Annotated in this window: 18 protein-coding genes; 12 read left to right on the plus strand and 6 right to left on the minus strand. The window is 70.3% G+C overall.

The window, feature by feature from the left end; genetic code table 11:
* The first annotated feature begins 1 nt into the window (after window position 1).
* Genes ACIBJB_RS05070 through ACIBJB_RS05080 form a run of 3 tightly spaced genes read left to right on the plus strand, consistent with a single transcriptional unit; the run spans window position 2 to window position 2,927 of the window.
* Window positions 2-1,156 (plus strand): glycosyltransferase, encoded by a 1,155-nt coding sequence (locus tag ACIBJB_RS05070; RefSeq protein ID WP_398926566.1) that lies wholly within the window; start codon window positions 2-4, stop codon window positions 1,154-1,156.
* A complete protein-coding gene (locus ACIBJB_RS05075; protein ID WP_398926568.1) occupies window positions 1,153-1,809 on the plus strand; it encodes a lipopolysaccharide biosynthesis protein in 657 nt (218 codons plus the stop codon). Before ACIBJB_RS05070 ends, ACIBJB_RS05075 begins: the two co-directional genes overlap by 4 nt.
* Window positions 1,806-2,927 (plus strand): GNAT family N-acetyltransferase, encoded by a 1,122-nt coding sequence (locus ACIBJB_RS05080; protein ID WP_398926570.1) that lies wholly within the window; start codon window positions 1,806-1,808, stop codon window positions 2,925-2,927. Before ACIBJB_RS05075 ends, ACIBJB_RS05080 begins: the two co-directional genes overlap by 4 nt.
* A gap of 28 nt (window positions 2,928-2,955) precedes the next feature.
* On the opposite strand, the gene ACIBJB_RS05085 is transcribed toward ACIBJB_RS05080, so the two are convergent.
* The gene (locus tag ACIBJB_RS05085) at window positions 2,956-4,266 is read right to left on the minus strand and encodes a glycosyl hydrolase (protein WP_398926572.1); all 1,311 of its coding nucleotides are present in this window, start codon (window positions 4,264-4,266) and stop codon (window positions 2,956-2,958) included.
* 167 nt (window positions 4,267-4,433) lie between these two features.
* Here ACIBJB_RS05085 and ACIBJB_RS05090 point away from each other — a divergent pair, with 167 nt between their 5' ends.
* Together ACIBJB_RS05090 and ACIBJB_RS05095 are read left to right on the plus strand one after the other, a co-directional pair.
* Window positions 4,434-5,750 carry an ATP-grasp domain-containing protein gene (locus tag ACIBJB_RS05090; RefSeq protein WP_398926574.1) on the plus strand — a complete coding sequence of 439 codons (1,317 nt, stop codon included), beginning with the start codon at window positions 4,434-4,436 and terminating at the stop codon, window positions 5,748-5,750.
* On the plus strand, window positions 5,750-7,042 hold the full coding sequence (locus ACIBJB_RS05095; protein ID WP_398926858.1) for an FAD-dependent oxidoreductase: 1,293 nt from the start codon (window positions 5,750-5,752) through the stop codon (window positions 7,040-7,042). Before ACIBJB_RS05090 ends, ACIBJB_RS05095 begins: the two co-directional genes overlap by 1 nt.
* 291 nt (window positions 7,043-7,333) lie before the next feature.
* Here the strand turns inward: ACIBJB_RS05095 and ACIBJB_RS05100 are convergent, their stop codons facing one another.
* Window positions 7,334-7,585 (minus strand): chaplin, encoded by a 252-nt coding sequence (locus ACIBJB_RS05100; protein ID WP_398926576.1) that lies wholly within the window; start codon window positions 7,583-7,585, stop codon window positions 7,334-7,336.
* Window positions 7,586-7,784: 199 nt separating this feature from the next.
* Complete coding sequence (locus ACIBJB_RS05105; RefSeq protein WP_398926578.1) at window positions 7,785-8,183, minus strand: rodlin; 399 nt, start codon at window positions 8,181-8,183, stop codon at window positions 7,785-7,787.
* Window positions 8,184-8,428: 245 nt separating this feature from the next.
* On the opposite strand from ACIBJB_RS05105, the gene ACIBJB_RS05110 reads away from it, so the two are divergent.
* The 6 genes from ACIBJB_RS05110 (at window position 8,429) to ACIBJB_RS05135 (ending at window position 12,472) form a co-directional block, all read left to right on the plus strand.
* On the plus strand, window positions 8,429-8,827 hold the full coding sequence (locus ACIBJB_RS05110) for a rodlin (protein WP_398926581.1): 399 nt from the start codon (window positions 8,429-8,431) through the stop codon (window positions 8,825-8,827).
* 272 nt (window positions 8,828-9,099) lie between these two features.
* Window positions 9,100-10,512, plus strand: coding sequence for a condensation domain-containing protein (locus ACIBJB_RS05115; RefSeq protein ID WP_398926583.1), 1,413 nt, complete (start codon window positions 9,100-9,102; stop codon window positions 10,510-10,512).
* 213 nt (window positions 10,513-10,725) lie between these two features.
* Window positions 10,726-10,971 carry a hypothetical protein gene (locus ACIBJB_RS05120; protein ID WP_398926585.1) on the plus strand — a complete coding sequence of 82 codons (246 nt, stop codon included), beginning with the start codon at window positions 10,726-10,728 and terminating at the stop codon, window positions 10,969-10,971.
* Window positions 10,972-11,008: 37 nt separating this feature from the next.
* Window positions 11,009-11,350, plus strand: coding sequence for a hypothetical protein (locus tag ACIBJB_RS05125; RefSeq protein ID WP_398926587.1), 342 nt, complete (start codon window positions 11,009-11,011; stop codon window positions 11,348-11,350).
* A gap of 121 nt (window positions 11,351-11,471) precedes the next feature.
* Window positions 11,472-11,795, plus strand: coding sequence for a hypothetical protein (locus ACIBJB_RS05130; RefSeq protein ID WP_398926589.1), 324 nt, complete (start codon window positions 11,472-11,474; stop codon window positions 11,793-11,795).
* A 320-nt stretch (window positions 11,796-12,115) separates the two neighbouring features.
* Entirely contained in the window at window positions 12,116-12,472 is a 357-nt protein-coding gene (locus tag ACIBJB_RS05135) for a hypothetical protein (RefSeq protein ID WP_398926591.1), read from the plus strand.
* A gap of 129 nt (window positions 12,473-12,601) precedes the next feature.
* On the opposite strand, the gene ACIBJB_RS05140 is transcribed toward ACIBJB_RS05135, so the two are convergent.
* The 3 genes from ACIBJB_RS05140 to ACIBJB_RS05150 all read right to left on the minus strand — a co-directional run bounded on the left by ACIBJB_RS05140 (window position 12,602) and on the right by ACIBJB_RS05150 (window position 14,019).
* Window positions 12,602-12,892 carry a hypothetical protein gene (locus ACIBJB_RS05140; protein WP_398926592.1) on the minus strand — a complete coding sequence of 97 codons (291 nt, stop codon included), beginning with the start codon at window positions 12,890-12,892 and terminating at the stop codon, window positions 12,602-12,604.
* A 198-nt stretch (window positions 12,893-13,090) separates the two neighbouring features.
* On the minus strand, window positions 13,091-13,378 hold the full coding sequence (locus ACIBJB_RS05145; RefSeq protein WP_398926594.1) for a hypothetical protein: 288 nt from the start codon (window positions 13,376-13,378) through the stop codon (window positions 13,091-13,093).
* Window positions 13,379-13,533: 155 nt separating this feature from the next.
* Window positions 13,534-14,019 (minus strand): hypothetical protein, encoded by a 486-nt coding sequence (locus tag ACIBJB_RS05150; protein WP_398926596.1) that lies wholly within the window; start codon window positions 14,017-14,019, stop codon window positions 13,534-13,536.
* A 464-nt stretch (window positions 14,020-14,483) separates the two neighbouring features.
* Here ACIBJB_RS05150 and ACIBJB_RS05155 point away from each other — a divergent pair, with 464 nt between their 5' ends.
* Window positions 14,484-15,176, plus strand: coding sequence for a hypothetical protein (locus ACIBJB_RS05155; protein WP_398926598.1), 693 nt, complete (start codon window positions 14,484-14,486; stop codon window positions 15,174-15,176).
* Window positions 15,177-15,229 lie beyond the last annotated feature (53 nt).

A 15,229-nucleotide genomic window follows, 5' to 3' on the forward strand; every position in this document is an offset into this window, starting at 1 on the left:
CGTGCGGGTCCTGCAGATCATCACCGGCCTGGGCGTCGGCGGTGCCGAGCAGCAACTGCGGCTGCTGCTGCGGCACCTGCCGGTCGACTGCGAGGTCGTCACGCTCACCAACCCGGGCCCGGTCGCCGACGGGCTGGCCGCCGACGGGGTGCGGGTGACCCACCTGGGGATGGCCGGCAACCGGGACCTGGGCGCGCTGCCCCGTCTGGTCCGGCTGATCCGCGCGGGCGGCTATGACCTCGTGCACACCCACCTCTACCGTGCCTGCGTCTACGGCCGGCTCGCCGCGCGGCTCGCGGGCGTCCGGGCGATCGTCGCCACCGAACACTCCCTGGGTGACTCGCAGATGGAGGGCCGTCCGCTGACGGCGGGGGTCCGTGGGCTCTACCTGGCCAGCGAGCGCCTGGGCCGGACCACGGTCGCCGTCTCCCCCACCGTCGCCGAACGGCTGAGGCGCTGGGGCGTTCCGGCCCCCCGGATCGAGGTCGTCCCCAACGGCGTCGACCTGGATCGCTTCCGCTTCGACCCGGACCGGCGCCTGCGCACCCGGCAGCGGCTGGGCCTGCCCGAGACGGCGTATCTCATCGGCGGCATCGGCCGGCTCACGGCCGCCAAACGCTTCGACGTCCTGATCCGGGCACTTGCCCGACTCCCCGCCGATTACTGGCTGTTGCTGGCCGGCGGCGGACCGCACGAGCACGCTCTGCGGCGGACCGCTCAGGACGCCGGGGTCATGGACCGCGTGCTGTTCACCGGCGAACGCCCCTGCGTCCCCGACGGCACCCCCGGCCCCGACCTGCCCTCCCTCACCTCGGCGATGGACCTGCTCGCCTCCCCCTGCCCGGAGGAGACCTTCGGTCTGGCGATGGTGGAGGCGCTGGCGTCAGGCCTGCCCGTCCTCTACTCCTCCTGTCCGGCGCTCGAGGACCTGCCCGCGCACACCGCGGCGGCCGCGCGTCTCGTCCGGGGCGGCCCCGACGCCTTCGCGCGGGCCGTCACCGCGACCCGGGCCATGGGCCCCGGCCCGCGCACCGCGCCCGAGGCCGCCGACCGCTACAGCATCACCCGCAGCGCCGATCGCCTGATGAACGTCTACGCCGCCGCGACGGCCGCCCCTTCCATGTCTGAATCACCCCAGGGAGTCCCTTCCTCATGACCGAGAACCCCACCGGACCAAGCCACCCGACCACCGGCCTGGCCCGCGTCAGGACCCTGCCGCCCTGGTCCCTGCTCGCGGCCGGGACCCTCGTCGGCGGCCTGCTCGGCGGGGTGTACGGGGTCGTCGAGCCGCCCGAGTACACCGCCACGTCCTACGTCGTCGCCGTCCCGACCGCGAAGTCCGACCCGGCGACCGCGACCGGCTTCGCGCAGGCCTACGGCCGGGTCGCCACGCAGCTCGCGGTGCTCGGGGACGCGCAGGTGTGGGCCGGGGTGCCGGTGACGACGCTGAAGTCGAGCGTGCGGACGCAGACCTCGCCGGACGCCCCGATGGTCTCCATCACGGCCACCTCCACCCGGCCCGACCTCGCCGCCGACATGGCCAACGCCGTCTCCCGCGCGCTGACCCGGCACGCGAACGACACCAAGGACGCCACCCGCGTCGAGCTTCAGCAGTTCGCCCGGGCCACCAAGCCCAGCGAGCCGTCCTCGGCCTCCCCGACCCTGCTCGGCCTGGTGGGCGCGAGCGCGGGCGGCCTGCTCGGCGGGCTGGCGCTGCTGGCCCGGCCCAGGCGGTCCCAGAACGCGTCCGAACGCCCCGCGTCCGTACCGGGTCCGGCCATGGCCGCCGACACCCACGGCCAGCTGTGACGTACCGGACGGAACTCGTCACCACCGAGCGGGACTTCGCCGAACTGGCCCCGGAGTGGGCGGACCTGTACCGCCGGTGCGGGTCCGCCACCCCCTTCCAGAGTCACGCCTGGCTGTACTCCTGGTGGCTGTCGTACGGCAGACGCGGCCGGCTGCGGCTGGTGCTGGTGCGCGACGGGGCCGACCTGGCCGCCGCCGCGCCGCTGATGCGCGTGGACCGCCCCGTGCCCTCGCTCGTGCCGCTCGGCGGGTCCATCTCCGACTACGGGGACGTCCTGCTGGACGACGAGCGCGGCCCGGAGGCGGTCACCGCACTCGCCGGGGGCCTGTCCGCGGCCGCTCGCACCGCCCTGATCGACCTGCGCGAGGTCCGCCCGGGCGGGGCGGCCGAGCGGATCTACGGTCACTGGAGCGGGCCCCGACGCCGGGTGGACGACTCGGTGTGCCTGGAACTGCCCGCCGTGTCCATGGACGAACTGATCACGCGCCTGCCCACGGCCAAGGCCCAGCAGCGGGTCCGCGCCAAGCTGCGCAAGCTGACCGCGCTCGGGATCCAGCGGCACACCGTGACACCGGACGAGGTGGACAAGGCGCTGCGGCGGCTCGTCGAGCTGCACGCACTCCAGTGGGAGGGCCGAGGGGTGACGCCCGAGCATCTGCGGCCGCGGTTCCGCGAGCACCTGGTGCGCTCGGTCGCGCCGATGGTGCGCTCGGGGGACGCGGTGGTCACCGAGTTCCGCCTCGACGACGACGTGGTGGCCGTGGACCTGACCCTGCTGTCGCGACGGCTCGCGGGCGGCTACCTGTACGGCGCCCACCCGTGCCTGCGGGAACGCCGGGCGGACGTGGCGGTGATGCTGCTCGACGCGTGCAGCCGGCACACCCGGGACGGCGGGCACGGCACGCTGAGCCTGCTGCGCGGCAACGAGCCGTACAAGCATCACTGGCGGCCCGAGGTGGTCGTCAACCAGCGGCTGCTGCTGGCCCGGCGGCGCACGGCCCCGCTGCTGGCGGCGGTCGAGTGCGACGTGGCCGCGCGGCGGCGGGGCAAGGAACTGCTGCTCCACTGGCAGGGCCGGGCGGAGCGGAAGGAGCGCGACGGTGGCGGCGGGTCCTGAGGGAGCCCGCCGCCACCGGCCGGCCGCGCTACCGGTTGCGCGACCACCAGTCGAAGCGCAGGCACAGCTTCCCGCCGAGCCAGTACTCGACCCAGTCGCCCAGATCCAGCGGCGAGCAGTTGGGCGGGCTCGTCGGGCCGGCAGGGACGGTGGGCTCGGCCGGCTCCGTGACGGGGTCGGTCGGCTCGGCCGGCTCCGTGACGGGGTCGGTCGGCTCGGCCGGCTCCGTGACGGGGTCGGTGATGGTGCCGGAGAGGAGGGACCGGTAGATCTCTGCCGCCCTCGGGTTGTCCGGGCACTGCCACACACCGTGCGGGCAGTAGTCGGTCAGCGTGTTGTAGAGCGGCTTGTGCTCGTTCATCCAGGCGAGCATGCGCCGCATGTACTCGGCGTTGTCCCCGTTGCGGAACAGTCCCCATTCCGGATAGGAGACGGGCTTTCCGTGAGCCTTGGCGAAATTCACCTGCGCCCGAAGGCCGTAGGGCTCATTCACCTGTTCGTCGAATGTCATCCCGGACGGCTGGTCGTAGGAATCCATGCCAACGATGTCGACCGAGTCGTCCCCCGGATAACACCGCGTCCAGGGCACGGCGTCCCGCCCCCGGGACGGCGCGAAGTCGAACCGGAACCTCTGCCCCGGCACCGCACGCATGGCCGTGACGATCCTGTTCCAGTACGTCTTCCAGGCCTGCGGGTCGGGCCCGCAGCGATGGGTGTACGTGGTGCCGTTCATCTCCCAGCCGAGCACGATCACCGTGTCCGGCACCTTCAGCCGCACCAGCCGTTCGGCCAGGGCGCGGAAGTGATGGTCGAACCGGCCGGCGGCGCCCTGGCGCAGCAGCAGCCGCACCTCGGCGTCGGAGACGTGCTCCTCGTTGCGCTCCAGCATGGGGACGTTGAGGACGAACATCCGGTCGTCCCGCCCGGTGCGCCAGCGCGCCCACGCGTCGAGGAAGCCGGGGGCGCCCTCGATGTTGCTCCACAGGTCACCGGGCAGATAGGTGTGCCCGACGCGCAGTTCGGCACCACCCAGCCAGCGGCTGAGGTCGAGCATGCGGGCCACGCCACTGGGGCCGTAGTCGAGGTAGGCGCCGAACGCGGGGGCATGCTTTCCGGGCCATGCCGGGGCCGGGAGGGGCGGCGGTGTCGGCCGCTCGGGCAGGACCGGGGTCACGGGGGCCGGTGTGGCGGCGGGTGTCGGAGCGGGAGGACCGGCGACCCGCGCCACCCCCGCACCCGCGGCGAATCCTGGTCCGGACGCCAGTGCCGTCGTCGCGACGACCGACGCCGCGACGACGGCCAACCGCCCGGACCGGGTCCGTCGATGCTGTGGGGCCATGCCTGCTCCTTTCTCCACGCTCGGACTTCCGCTTTCGCTCTCTGACGCGTCCTCAGGCCTTTCCCTTACCTGACACTCAGTCATATCAATAGGAATTCCGCCACCGTGCTTACGGCTTTCGTGTGCTCCGATCGCCCGCACGAGTGAAACAACCGAAGGACGATGCCGTGTCGCCGTTCGACAGCCGGGTCCCCGCAGTACTGCTGCGGATCGACCCCAATCCCTTTCACCACGGAACACTGGGTGCCGTGCGCTCACTCGGCCGGGCGGGTGTGGAGGTGCACCTGGTCGCCGACTGCGCGGGAAGTCCGGTCCGCGCGTCCCGTTTCGTACGGCAGTTGCACCCCCCGCCGCGGCCCGGCGCGTCCGCGGCCGACATCGCCGTCGTCCTGCGTCAGGTGGCCGCGCGGATCGCCGGCCCCGCCGTCCTGATCCCGATGGACGACGCGAGCGCGGTCGCGGTCGGCCGACTGCGCGAGGAGCTGGCCCCCTCCTACCTCCTGCCGCAGCAGCCCCCGGCGCTGCCCGAGCGGGTGGCCGACAAGGCCGAACTGGCGGCGGTGTGCGCGGCCGCGGACATCCCGCATCCGGAGACGGTGGTCCCGGCCAGTGCCGGCGAGGCCGCCGCCGCGGCCTGGCGGCTGGGCCTTCCGGTGGTCGCGAAGTGGAGCCGCCCCTGGCTGCTGCCGACGACCGGCGGGCTGCGCAGCACGGTCGTGGTGCGCAGCCCCCAGGAGGCGCACGAGCTGTATCTGCGCACCGAGGAGGCGGGCAGCCGGCTGCTGCTGCAGGCGTTCCTGCCGTCGGGCCCGGACCGCGACTGGTTCTTCCACGGTTACGCCGCCCGCACGGGCGCGGTGATCGGCGGCGGCCCCGGTGTGAAGGAACGGTCCTGGCCGCGCGCGGCGGGTCTGACCGCGGTGGGGCGCTGGCGGCCGAACCCGGACGTGCAGGCCCTCGCCGAGCGGCTCACCGGCGCACTGGGCTACCGCGGCATCCTCGATCTCGACTTCCGCCGCTGCGGCACGACCGGCGCCTATCACCTCCTCGACTTCAACCCGCGCCCCGGTGCCCAGTTCCGGCTCTTCGCCGACAGCGCGGACCTGGACGTCGTACGGGCCCTGCACCTGGACCTGACCCACCGTCCGCTGCCGGAGGGCTCGCCCCTGCCGGGGCGCGCCTTCGTGGTGGAGAACTACTCCCCGCTCACCGTGCTGCGTCCCGCCCCCGACGGACGTGAACTGGCCTGGCACGCGGAGGACGACCCGGAGCCGGGCCGGGTGATGCGGGGGCTGTGGGCACGCCATGTGTCCCGCCGCGTGCGGGAGCGACTGCGACGGCCGGGCGGAGACGCAACGGGACGCATGGTCGCAGCCACCGTGTCCGTGCCGCCGCCCTCCCCCGCCACGCCCTACCGGTCCCCCGCCCTGGCGAACGGCCTCCCCGACGAGCTGTCCGACGACAAGAAAGTGAGCAGTTGCTGATGTACGACCTCCTGGTGGTGGGCGCGGGCCCGTACGGTCTGTCCATCGCGTCCCATGCCGCGGCCGCCGGACTGCGGCTGCGGGTGTTCGGCCGCCCCATGGCCTCGTGGCGTGACCACATGCCGCGCGGGATGTTCCTCAAGTCGGAGCCCTGGGCGTCCAACCTGTCGGACCCGGCGGGCCGTCTGCGGCTGGACGCGTACTGCGCGGGCCAGGGCGTGGCAGCCGAGCACGGGGAGCCGATCCCGGTGGAGATGTTCGCCGCGTACGGCCAGTGGTTCGCCCGTCACGCGGTACCGGAGGTGGACGAGCGCACGGTCACACGGATCGCCGCCTGCCCGGGCGGCTTCGAGGCAGTCACGGAGGACGGCGAGACCCTGCACGCCCGCACGGTCGCACTCGCGGTCGGTGTGATGCCCTTCGTGGAGCTGCCGGCCGCACTGCGCGGGCTGCCCGCCTCCCTGGTGTCGCACAGCAGCCATCACGACGACCTCGTCCGCTTCCGCGACCGGGACGTCACCGTCATCGGCGGCGGCCAGGCGGCCCTGGAGACGGCGGCCCTCCTCGCCGAGCAGGGCACACGCGTACGAGTCCTGGCGCGCGCCGACCAGCTGCAGTGGAACGACGTGCCGCCGCCCTGGCAACGCCCCTGGTGGCAGCGGGCGCGCGCCCCTCACAGCGGCCTCGGCCCCGGCTGGCGCAACTGGTTCTACTCCGAACGCCCCGGCCTCTTCCACCGGCTTCCCGAGGCGAGTCGGACGCGGATCTGCGCCTCGGCGCTGGGGCCGGCCGGAGCCTGGTGGCTGCGGGACCGGATCGAGCCGGTCGTCGAGGTGCAGCTCGGTCACGAGGTGGCGGCGGCCCGTCCGGTGCACGGCGGGGTGCGGCTGGATGTGGTGAGCGGCGGGGGCGGATCGGCATCGTCGGGGTCGGGGCGGACCCTGCGCTCCCTCGAGACCGAGCATGTCATCGCCGCCACGGGCTTCAGGGCGACGGGAGAGCGGCTGCGGCTGCTCTCCGACGAACTGCGCGGCTCGCTGGCGACGGTGGCCGACGGCGCGCCGCAGGTCGGGCGGAACTTCGAGTCCTCTTGTCCAGGGCTGTTCCTCGCGGGTCTGGTGACGGCGTCCGGCTTCGGCCCGGCCATGCGCTTCGTGCACGGGGCGACCTTCACGGCGAGCACGCTCGTCGGCGGAGTGCGGCGTCACCTGCGCACGGGGACACCCGGCGGAACCATCCCGGCACCCAGCGGCCGGGGACAGCGCGGGGCGGCGCCCGCCGTGCGGCCCTGACCTGGCGCCTGGCCGGGTGGCTCGGCGTCCACGGGAAGGATGCCGGGCGCGCCCGGCCGGCACCCCCACGTGTCATCAACGGCACGCTGCTCGGCTTCGCCGGTACAGGATGACGTGGTCGCTGCCGGCGGGGGGAGGCGTGTTCGACCGGACCTGCACGTCATTGCCGGACGACGCCTGTCGCACTCTTGATCGTCTTCCTGCTTGAAGAAAGGGTAAAGCCGGCCCTGGAACCGACAAAGATGTCCAAGGCCGGCCATGACGCAGCCGTACGGCTGGTGCGGAACGACGTCAGCTGTTCACGCACACGTTGCCGAACGCCGGGTTCAAGGCCCCGAAAACGTTCACGGAGTTGCCACACACATTGATGGCCGCGTGAATGGGGACCTGGATCACGTTGCCGGACAGGAATCCTCCGGAACCGGCGGCGACACCCTGGGCCTCCGCGTCAGCGAAGGCCGGAGTGGCCGCACCCAGAGCCATGATCACGCCCGCAACGACAGCAGCGGTCTTCTTCATGAACTTTCCCTTCTCTGCGGTCATGCCTCATTGACGGCCGAAACCGCGCGAGCACAGCCGTACGGCTCGCACCATGACCAGCAGCCTGCACACGAGAAATTGACCGAAGAAGGGAAAATCAATGTGCGACACTCCGAAATTCACTCGGATGGGCCGCACAATACCGCCGCCGTACCGCCGAAAGAGCTACACAGCCGCCGACGCCCTCACCCTGCGGGGCGGTTCACTTCTCGCTGTTCGACGACAGGAGCGCCACGTCCTCCAGGACGTGCGAGAGCGCGCCGTCCCGCTTGACGTTCGAGGAGTTCTCCGTGCACTGCTGCTGCAGGTGGTCCGAGAGAACCGGGATGTCCTGGATGGTGCCGCCGACGAACCCGTCGACCGCGACGTCGGTGTCCTGGATGCCCAGGCAGGGCTTGTTGAGCGAGCCCTGCACCAGCGAGAGCTGCGGGCTCATGTCGCCCTTGGTCACCGAGTTGCCGAATTTCGACGAGGCCCCGTTGCCGTTGGCCACGCTCGGCCCCTTGTCGTCGCCCATGGCAAGCGCCTGGGGCGCGGCCGCCACAGACATGCCAATCACAGAAGCGGCAGCCGCCGCGGCGACCATTGCCTTCTTGAGCACTTCGCTTTCCTTTCGTCGTAGCGACGCATGTCCTACGGCCTCATCAACCGGACCCTCCCGATTTGGTTGCGGGGATTCACCCGGTTGGCCCGCATGAAATGCCGGACATCTCATCACCAGGGCCGACAAGGCTCGCCGGGTGTCCTCGGTATGGGCCGACGGAGTGAACGGGAGAAACCATGCTGGGCCAATGCAGTTGAGCCAGAGCGCTCCCGCGCAGACGTTTCCTCAGAAAGGGTTGGCCAGTGATCAAGAAGTTTGTTGCCACTGCGGCTGTCGCCGCTTCCGCCTTGGGCGCCTCCGCTGCCGCGGCACCGCAGGCCCTGGCGGTCGGGAACGACCATGGGCCCTCCGTCACGAACGGCAACGCGGGATGGCAGGCCTTCGGCAACTCGACCACGTACGGGAAGATGAGCCCGCAGATCGCTCTCATCCAGGGCTCCTTCAACAAGCCGTGCCTCGCCGTGAACGACATTCCGGCCTCGGTCGACGGGGCCATCGGTGGCGCGATCCAGGACGTTCCGATCCTGTCCGACCACATGCAGCAGCAGTGCACCGAGAACTCCTCGAACGTCAAGCGCGACGGCGCGCTGGCGCACCTGCTGGAGGACGTGTCGGTTCTGTCCCAGAACGGCGAGGACTGACATCGACGGGAGGGCGGGGCCACCGAACTGATCGGTGGCCCCGCCCTTTGTGCGCCCTCGACCGGATGCAAGGTCGCCAACCCGCTTGCGCGGCAAACGGGTTGTGCGACACTCGTGCTCAACTAGGCCGCCTCGTCCTGGTGTCTCCCAGGGATCGCTTCGTCGTTCGAGGTGTCACACGTGTTGCTGAAATGACGGCGACACGGCGGCCACCGCTGCCACACGGCGGCCTCTTGATCAAGCTGGTGTCTTCTGGCGAAGGAGACACCACCGTGCGAATTTCTGACATTCAGCGCTGCGAGGCCCGGCCGGGACAGCTCGTCGAGTGGACGGTCAGTGCGGCAACCGTCGCGGCTGCGGCGGTGCTGCCACCGGATCCGCGGCCGCCGGCGTACATCCAGGAGTCGCACGTCAGGACGGCGCGATCGGTGCGTGAGGACGGTCTGTTCGTGCCGACGTGGCTCGGGGCGGCCTTCGACCTGCCGGGCCGTGTGGACCTCGGCGCGCTGGAAGGGGCTCTGCGGGACTGGACGCTGCGGCACGAGACGCTGCGCAGCGGATTCAGGTGGGCCGGGGACGACATGCAGCGCTTCACGCTCGACGCGAGGGACGTGTCACTGCAACGTGAGGTGGTCGGTGACTTCACCGAGCCGGAGGCGCTGGTCAGTTACCTCCAGGGCCGGTTCGACATCGCGGCGGACGCGCTGGGTTGGCCGAATCTCATGTACGCGGCGGTCGTTCACGAGGACTCCGTCAGTGTGTACATGGCCTTCGACCACACCAATGTCGACGCCTACTCCCTGCAGCGCATCCCGGAGGAGATCAGCGAGTTGTACATGGCCTCCGTCACGGGAGAGCCCGTCGTCGGTACGCCTGTGGGGAGTTACGTCGACTTCTGCGAGCAGGAGCGGGCGAACGCGGACGGGATCGACGACACCCACGCGATCGTCGCGCGCTGGCGGGAGTTCGTGAGCCGGTGCGACGGAAGGCTCCCGGAATTCCCCGTCGACCTCGGTGTGCGGCCCGGTGGGGTTCTGCCCGCCCAGAAGCTGCTGTGCGAACCGCTCGTCGACGCGAACGCCGCCGCCGCGTTCGAGGAGTACTGCCGTCCCTACGGCGGCAGTCTGGTGGGCATCCTGGCGGCGACCAGTCTCATCGTCCACCAACTCGGCGGACAGCCGGTCTACCGGACGGTCGTGCCGTTCCACACCCGGCTGAAGTCGGCGTGGTCGGATTCCGTGGGCTGGTATGTCGGCGGCGCCCCGATCGAGGTGCCCGCGGCCCGGGACTTCGAGGGAGCGCTCGTCGCGGTCCGCGCCGAGTTGCGGGCCAACCGGTCGCTGGCGCGCATTCCGCTGGCCCGTGTACTGCGCCTGCTCGGCACGGACTTCCGTCCGACGTCACCCGACATGTACTCGATGGTCTCCTACGTGGATGCCCGCCTCATTCCCGGCTCGGCCCGCTGGGCGGAGCAGAGGGCGTACGGGCTGATCCGGGTGTCGTACGGCGACCAGGTGTGCGCCTGGGTCAACCGGCTGCACGAGGGCCTGTGGTTCGCCTGTCGCTACCCGGACACCGAGATCGCCCACAAGAACGTGCGTCGGTACGCCGAAGGACTGCGGGATGTGATCGTCTCCGTGCCCGCGCAAGGTCGCTTGCGGGTCGCGGAGCCGGTGTTCACCTGACCTGACTTGCTTCTGCTTCAACCGCGTTGACCCGTCCGCCGTCGGCAACCCGTTTCGCGGGCGGGCAGTTGGCGTCAACCCGGTGATGGTGCGGGGCGTATCCCCCTCAGGAACACGCCTGTTGCGTGCGGAGCCTCCAGTGACTACTGCTAGTATTCGGTCAGTCACGCTAGGCAATCAGCTGTGACGTACGAGCGACGAACGAGGTGTTCCATGCGCAAGATTCAGCAGGTCGTGATCGCAGCAGCAGTGGCGGCCGGCGGTCTGTCCGCCGTCGGCGCCGGCACCGCCGCCGCCGACACCTCCGACGGGGGGCTGCAGGTGAACAACCTCTACCGCCCCTACCAGGAATGCAGTCCGCAGACGGTGTCCGAGAACAACGTCCCGGTCGGCGTGCTCGGCCTCGCGACCACCATGGACACCACCTGCGGCCAGTTCAACACCGCCTTCGCAGGCTGAACTCGGCAGGCCACCCCCACAAAGGACAACGCATCAGATGTTCAACAGAAGGAAGATCGCGGCCCTTTCGGTGTTGACCGGGGGCATCCTCATGACCTGCGCCGGCATCACCCAGGCGCATGCCGCGGCGGGCCCGGGGGCCTGCACTCGCGACCTCCTGGGCGGCTTCAGCTGCAGCCAGCAGATCGAGGGTGTGATTCCCGAAGACGGCGTCATCCCCCACTATGAGACCTGTACGCAGACGCAGCCCTTGACGTTGCCCGCAGCCCTGGGCAATGGCAGGGCGCGGCTGGGTACCCAAGTGACCTGTGCCGCCCCGGTACGGACAGCACCCGACGCGACCGACACGGCACCGGAGGAGACCGGCCTGCTGGGCTGAGCCCCACAAACCGACGACGCGACATGGGGAACGCAGATCCTCGATAGCTACGCAGTGTGTGTATAAGCTCACATTGAGTAGCCAAGCCGGGCGGTCCTGCCCGGGTGAGAAAGGGTCAACCATGCGTATGTTTCAGCGTGCTGCAGTCGTAGCGGCAGCGATTGCGGGGCTGTCCACCCTCGGTGCCGGCGTCGGTTTCGCCGGCGACAACGGCGAAGCACCTCCGCCGATCAGCGCCGTGGCCAACTCGTCGGCCAACGCAGTCGCCTTCGGGGGCGACTACTACACCCTGCCGCAGGCCCAGCCCGAGGGCCAGCCGGAAGCCCAGCCGGAGGCTCAGCCGGAGCAGCAGCCCGAGGCTCAGCCGGCGGAGGCTCAGCCGGAGGAGCAGCAGCCCGAGGCCCAGCCGGAGGAGCACCCCGAGGAGCAGCACGGCGAAGAGTAAGAACGCGCCGCAAGCCCATCCGCACAGCGCCACAACGGATCCCCCTTCTTGGGAAGCCTGACGCACATTGCACGAACTCAACGTCTCGGTCCCGCACCGCTTCAGCGGGTTCAACGGTGTGCTGAGTGAATCCCCATGGCGAATGCAGCCCGGACGCGCCGCTCGATCAGAGCACGCGTCCGGGCTGCGGCCGTCTTGCCGTCGGACGCTGCCGACAGCGCGTCCGGACGCAGAATGCTCTGTTTCGACCCTCCCGGGCTCGAGCGCACACCGGTCAATGGCACGTGCGCTCGGGCCTCCGTCGTAAAGGAATACCGCACATGTTCACTCCGCAGAAGATCGCCGCCGTCTCGGGGCTCGTCGCGGGTCTCGCCGCGATCTGCCTCGGCGCCCCGCACGCCTACGCGGACGACGGCAACTGCGCGACCACCGCGCAGGGTGACACCATCTGTATTCGCAAGAGTGAGACCCAGGTCGACAAGGACGACACGCATATCGTCGACCAGGCGCAGGACTGCTCGACGTCGGACCAGCCGCATGTGGTGGACTGGCAGGACCAGATGCTCGAGGGCGGGTCCACGAGCGTCGGGCCGGTCGTGGAGTGCTCCAACAACGCCCCCCTGCCCAAGGAGTACAAGAAGTCCAAGCAGTTCAAGAAGCCGCACATCGAGTTCTGAGCATTACAGCGAATGCCGGGCCGGGATGATTCCCGGCCCGGCATTTCGGTTTTTGCGGAAGGTCTCCCGACGAAACGAAAATCCCCGGCACCCCGTCAGCGATTCGGGGCACCGGGGAAAGACTGGGTCTTACTTGCCGACCGTGTTGCCGCAGCCCATGCTCGAGCCCATGGACGTCTGCTGGGCGCCCGGGTTGCCCGTGCCGTTCAGGAGGTTGCCGCCCAGGCCGTTGGCGAGGCCGACCTCGCCGAGGATGTCAAGGTTCAGGTCGTGCGACGAGCAGTTGCTGGTCTGCATGATATCGAAAGTGTCGCCCTTGCCCCTGTGCCCATCCTGGTCGGCGTGGGCGGTGCCGACACCCAGGAGGCCGATGCTCCCGAATGCGGCGACGAGGACGGCAGCCGTGCGGAGCTTGCGCATGTCATCTCCGGTGAAGTGAGGTGGACGCGATCCGTGTTGATCGACATCAGTGCGGTCATGAAGGCCGAAGGGAACAGCCGACAGGTTCCGGCGACACGCCGGAACCATCGCCGCCCGGCAGGCCTGGCGGTACGCAAATGGTCCCGGCCCTGCGCCGGGACCATTTGCGGAGTTCGGCGCCTGGACGCCGGTCAGACCTCAGAAGGCGCTGTTGTTGCAGCCCATCGTGGAGCCGATGTCGGTGGCCTGAGCACCCGGGTTACCCGCGCCGTTGAGGCCGTTGCCCAGCAGGCCGTCGATCAGACCGACCTCGCCGAGGACGTCAAGGTTCAGGTCGTGCGAGCGGCAGTTGGAGCTCTGCGTGATCTTGAACTTGTCCCCGTGCCCGTCCTTCCCTCCATGACCGTCGGCGTGGGCGGTGCCACCCACGAGGCCGATGCTGCCGAGGGCAACGACCAGGACGGCAACGTTGCGAAGCTTGCGCATGTCATCTCCGGTGAGAGTGAATGGGTGCGATCTGTTCCAGATCGACTCCTTACAGTTACAGGAGATTAGTGCGAAGTATCCCAAAACGGTCAAAGGCGCGCCGATTTCGTGATCGCGGAGCCAAAACACCCGAAAGTCGTATCGCGTGCGAAGAGCTAGCCGCGCGCGTGGGCGAGGGCGTTCGACTGGCTGTTCGCCTGGGTGCACTCGATGCCCCGGGTCTGGGAGGCGGCGAGCACCGCGACCGGGACGTTCGCGTCGAGCAGGGACTGCGGGCTGCACTCCTGTGCCGGCCGGAACAGGTTGGTCTGGGCCGGCGCGGCGCTCTGCCCTGTCTGCCCCGTCTGCGGGGCCGGGGAGGAGAGCTGAGGGTTGATCTGCGGGTTGAGCTGGGGGTTGAGCTGCGGTGCAACCTGGGTGCCGCGCTGCGGGGCCGGCTGCTGAGCGGTCGGCGAGCCGTAGCTCTGCGTGGTCGCCTGAGCGGACGTGGCGGTGGTGGCCTGGGCGTCCGGCTGTGAAACGGGAGGCGGCACAGCCCCGTTGAAGGCGGCGGGGGTGACGGCAGAGCTCGATCCTGCCCCGACGGCGGTCAGTCCGCCGGCCGCTGCGACGACGAGCGCGATGTGCTGGAGCTTGCGCATTGAATTCTCGGCCCTTCATTGACCTGTGCAGGAAAATCTGGGGAAACGCTGATACGGCAGCGCAGTTGCAGCTGTTCCCACTGCCCTGAGCGGCTGCGATGGACCAACGTCCTTGCCCCGTGGGGAACGACACGAGAAGAGACGCAGATACGGGCGCCGGGATGTGGTCACCCATTTGCCGCAAACGGCGTACGGGTCGCGACACGCGCTCCCCCAGGTGGCAAACGGGTGACGGGCCGTGGGATTCCGTGACCGCGGCCAGGCCTCCTCGTTCCAACCGGGAGAGGGCAGCGGTCGTGGACCTGAAGAGGGTGAGGCGAGTCGCTGCCGGCTTTGATGCGAAGTCCGCGTGCCACTCGGGATCACCGCTGCCCCCTGCAGTAGGGAGCAGCGCATCGACTGCACGCGTAACCGCACTCAATGCAATGGACTTCCCTATTCAGGTATGAAGGGCCGAGAGTTTCATGCGCAAGCTTCACAAGGCCGTGCTCCTAGTAGCAGCGGCCAGCGGTCTGTCCGCCATGGGCACCGGCATCAGCCATGCCGACTCTCCCATCGCTCCCCCGCCGGCGCCGGCTCCCGACAACGCGGCTCCGCAGGCCGCCCCGGCGCCCGCCTACCAGTCGGCACCGCAGGCCGCACCTGCCTACCAGTCGGCCCCACAGGCGGCCCCGGCACCCGCGTACCAGCCGGCGCCTCAGCCCGCACCCGCCTACCAGCCGGCTCCCCAGGCCGCGCCCGCACCCGCCTACCAGCCGGCTCCGCAGGCTGCCCCGGCGCCCGTCTACCACCCGGCACCGCAGCAGGCCAGCTACGCCGCCGCCTCGTCGCAGGGATCGGCCCAGGCCTCCACTTCGCCGTTCGCGCAGCAGGCGGTACCCGCGCAGCCGGCACCGGCCGCACCCGCACCCGTACAGCCCCAGGTCGTGCCGCAGGTCATGCCGCAGGTCGCCCCCCAGTTGGCCGTACCGCAGACCTTCGCGCCAGAGCCGCCGACGACTGTCACTCCTCAGGTGAACCCACAGGTCAACCCGCAGGTGAATCCGCTTCTCAACCCGCAGCTCGCACCGGCGAGCGCGCCGCAGCTGGCTCCGGTCGGCCTCGGACAGCTCGCGGCGCCTCCCGTCGGCCAACTGGGGCTCCCCCGACTCGGCTGACGGCCGCCCGAGCCTCGTCCAGCACATCCCAGCTTGTTCTGTCGCAGACCCCA

The organism is Streptomyces sp. NPDC050759 (assembly GCF_044456945.1).
Lineage (GTDB): Bacteria > Actinomycetota > Actinomycetes > Streptomycetales > Streptomycetaceae > Streptomyces.

Excerpts from the sequence above, each read along its gene's own strand:
- ACIBJB_RS05140 (WP_398926592.1), bottom strand. The coding sequence starts at position 12,892 with ATGCGCAAGCTCCGCACGGCTGCCGTCCTCGTCGCCGCATTCGGGAGC.
- ACIBJB_RS05085 (WP_398926572.1), bottom strand. The coding sequence starts at position 4,266 with ATGGCCCCACAGCATCGACGGACCCGGTCCGGGCGGTTGGCCGTCGTC.
- ACIBJB_RS05135 (WP_398926591.1), top strand. The coding sequence starts at position 12,116 with ATGTTCACTCCGCAGAAGATCGCCGCCGTCTCGGGGCTCGTCGCGGGT.
- ACIBJB_RS05075 (WP_398926568.1), top strand. The coding sequence starts at position 1,153 with ATGACCGAGAACCCCACCGGACCAAGCCACCCGACCACCGGCCTGGCC.
- ACIBJB_RS05155 (WP_398926598.1), top strand. The coding sequence starts at position 14,484 with ATGCGCAAGCTTCACAAGGCCGTGCTCCTAGTAGCAGCGGCCAGCGGT.
- ACIBJB_RS05120 (WP_398926585.1), top strand. The coding sequence starts at position 10,726 with ATGCGCAAGATTCAGCAGGTCGTGATCGCAGCAGCAGTGGCGGCCGGC.
- ACIBJB_RS05145 (WP_398926594.1), bottom strand. The coding sequence starts at position 13,378 with ATGCGCAAGCTTCGCAACGTTGCCGTCCTGGTCGTTGCCCTCGGCAGC.
- ACIBJB_RS05100 (WP_398926576.1), bottom strand. The coding sequence starts at position 7,585 with ATGACCGCAGAGAAGGGAAAGTTCATGAAGAAGACCGCTGCTGTCGTT.
- ACIBJB_RS05130 (WP_398926589.1), top strand. The coding sequence starts at position 11,472 with ATGCGTATGTTTCAGCGTGCTGCAGTCGTAGCGGCAGCGATTGCGGGG.
- ACIBJB_RS05150 (WP_398926596.1), bottom strand. The coding sequence starts at position 14,019 with ATGCGCAAGCTCCAGCACATCGCGCTCGTCGTCGCAGCGGCCGGCGGA.
- ACIBJB_RS05095 (WP_398926858.1), top strand. The coding sequence starts at position 5,750 with ATGTACGACCTCCTGGTGGTGGGCGCGGGCCCGTACGGTCTGTCCATC.
- ACIBJB_RS05125 (WP_398926587.1), top strand. The coding sequence starts at position 11,009 with ATGTTCAACAGAAGGAAGATCGCGGCCCTTTCGGTGTTGACCGGGGGC.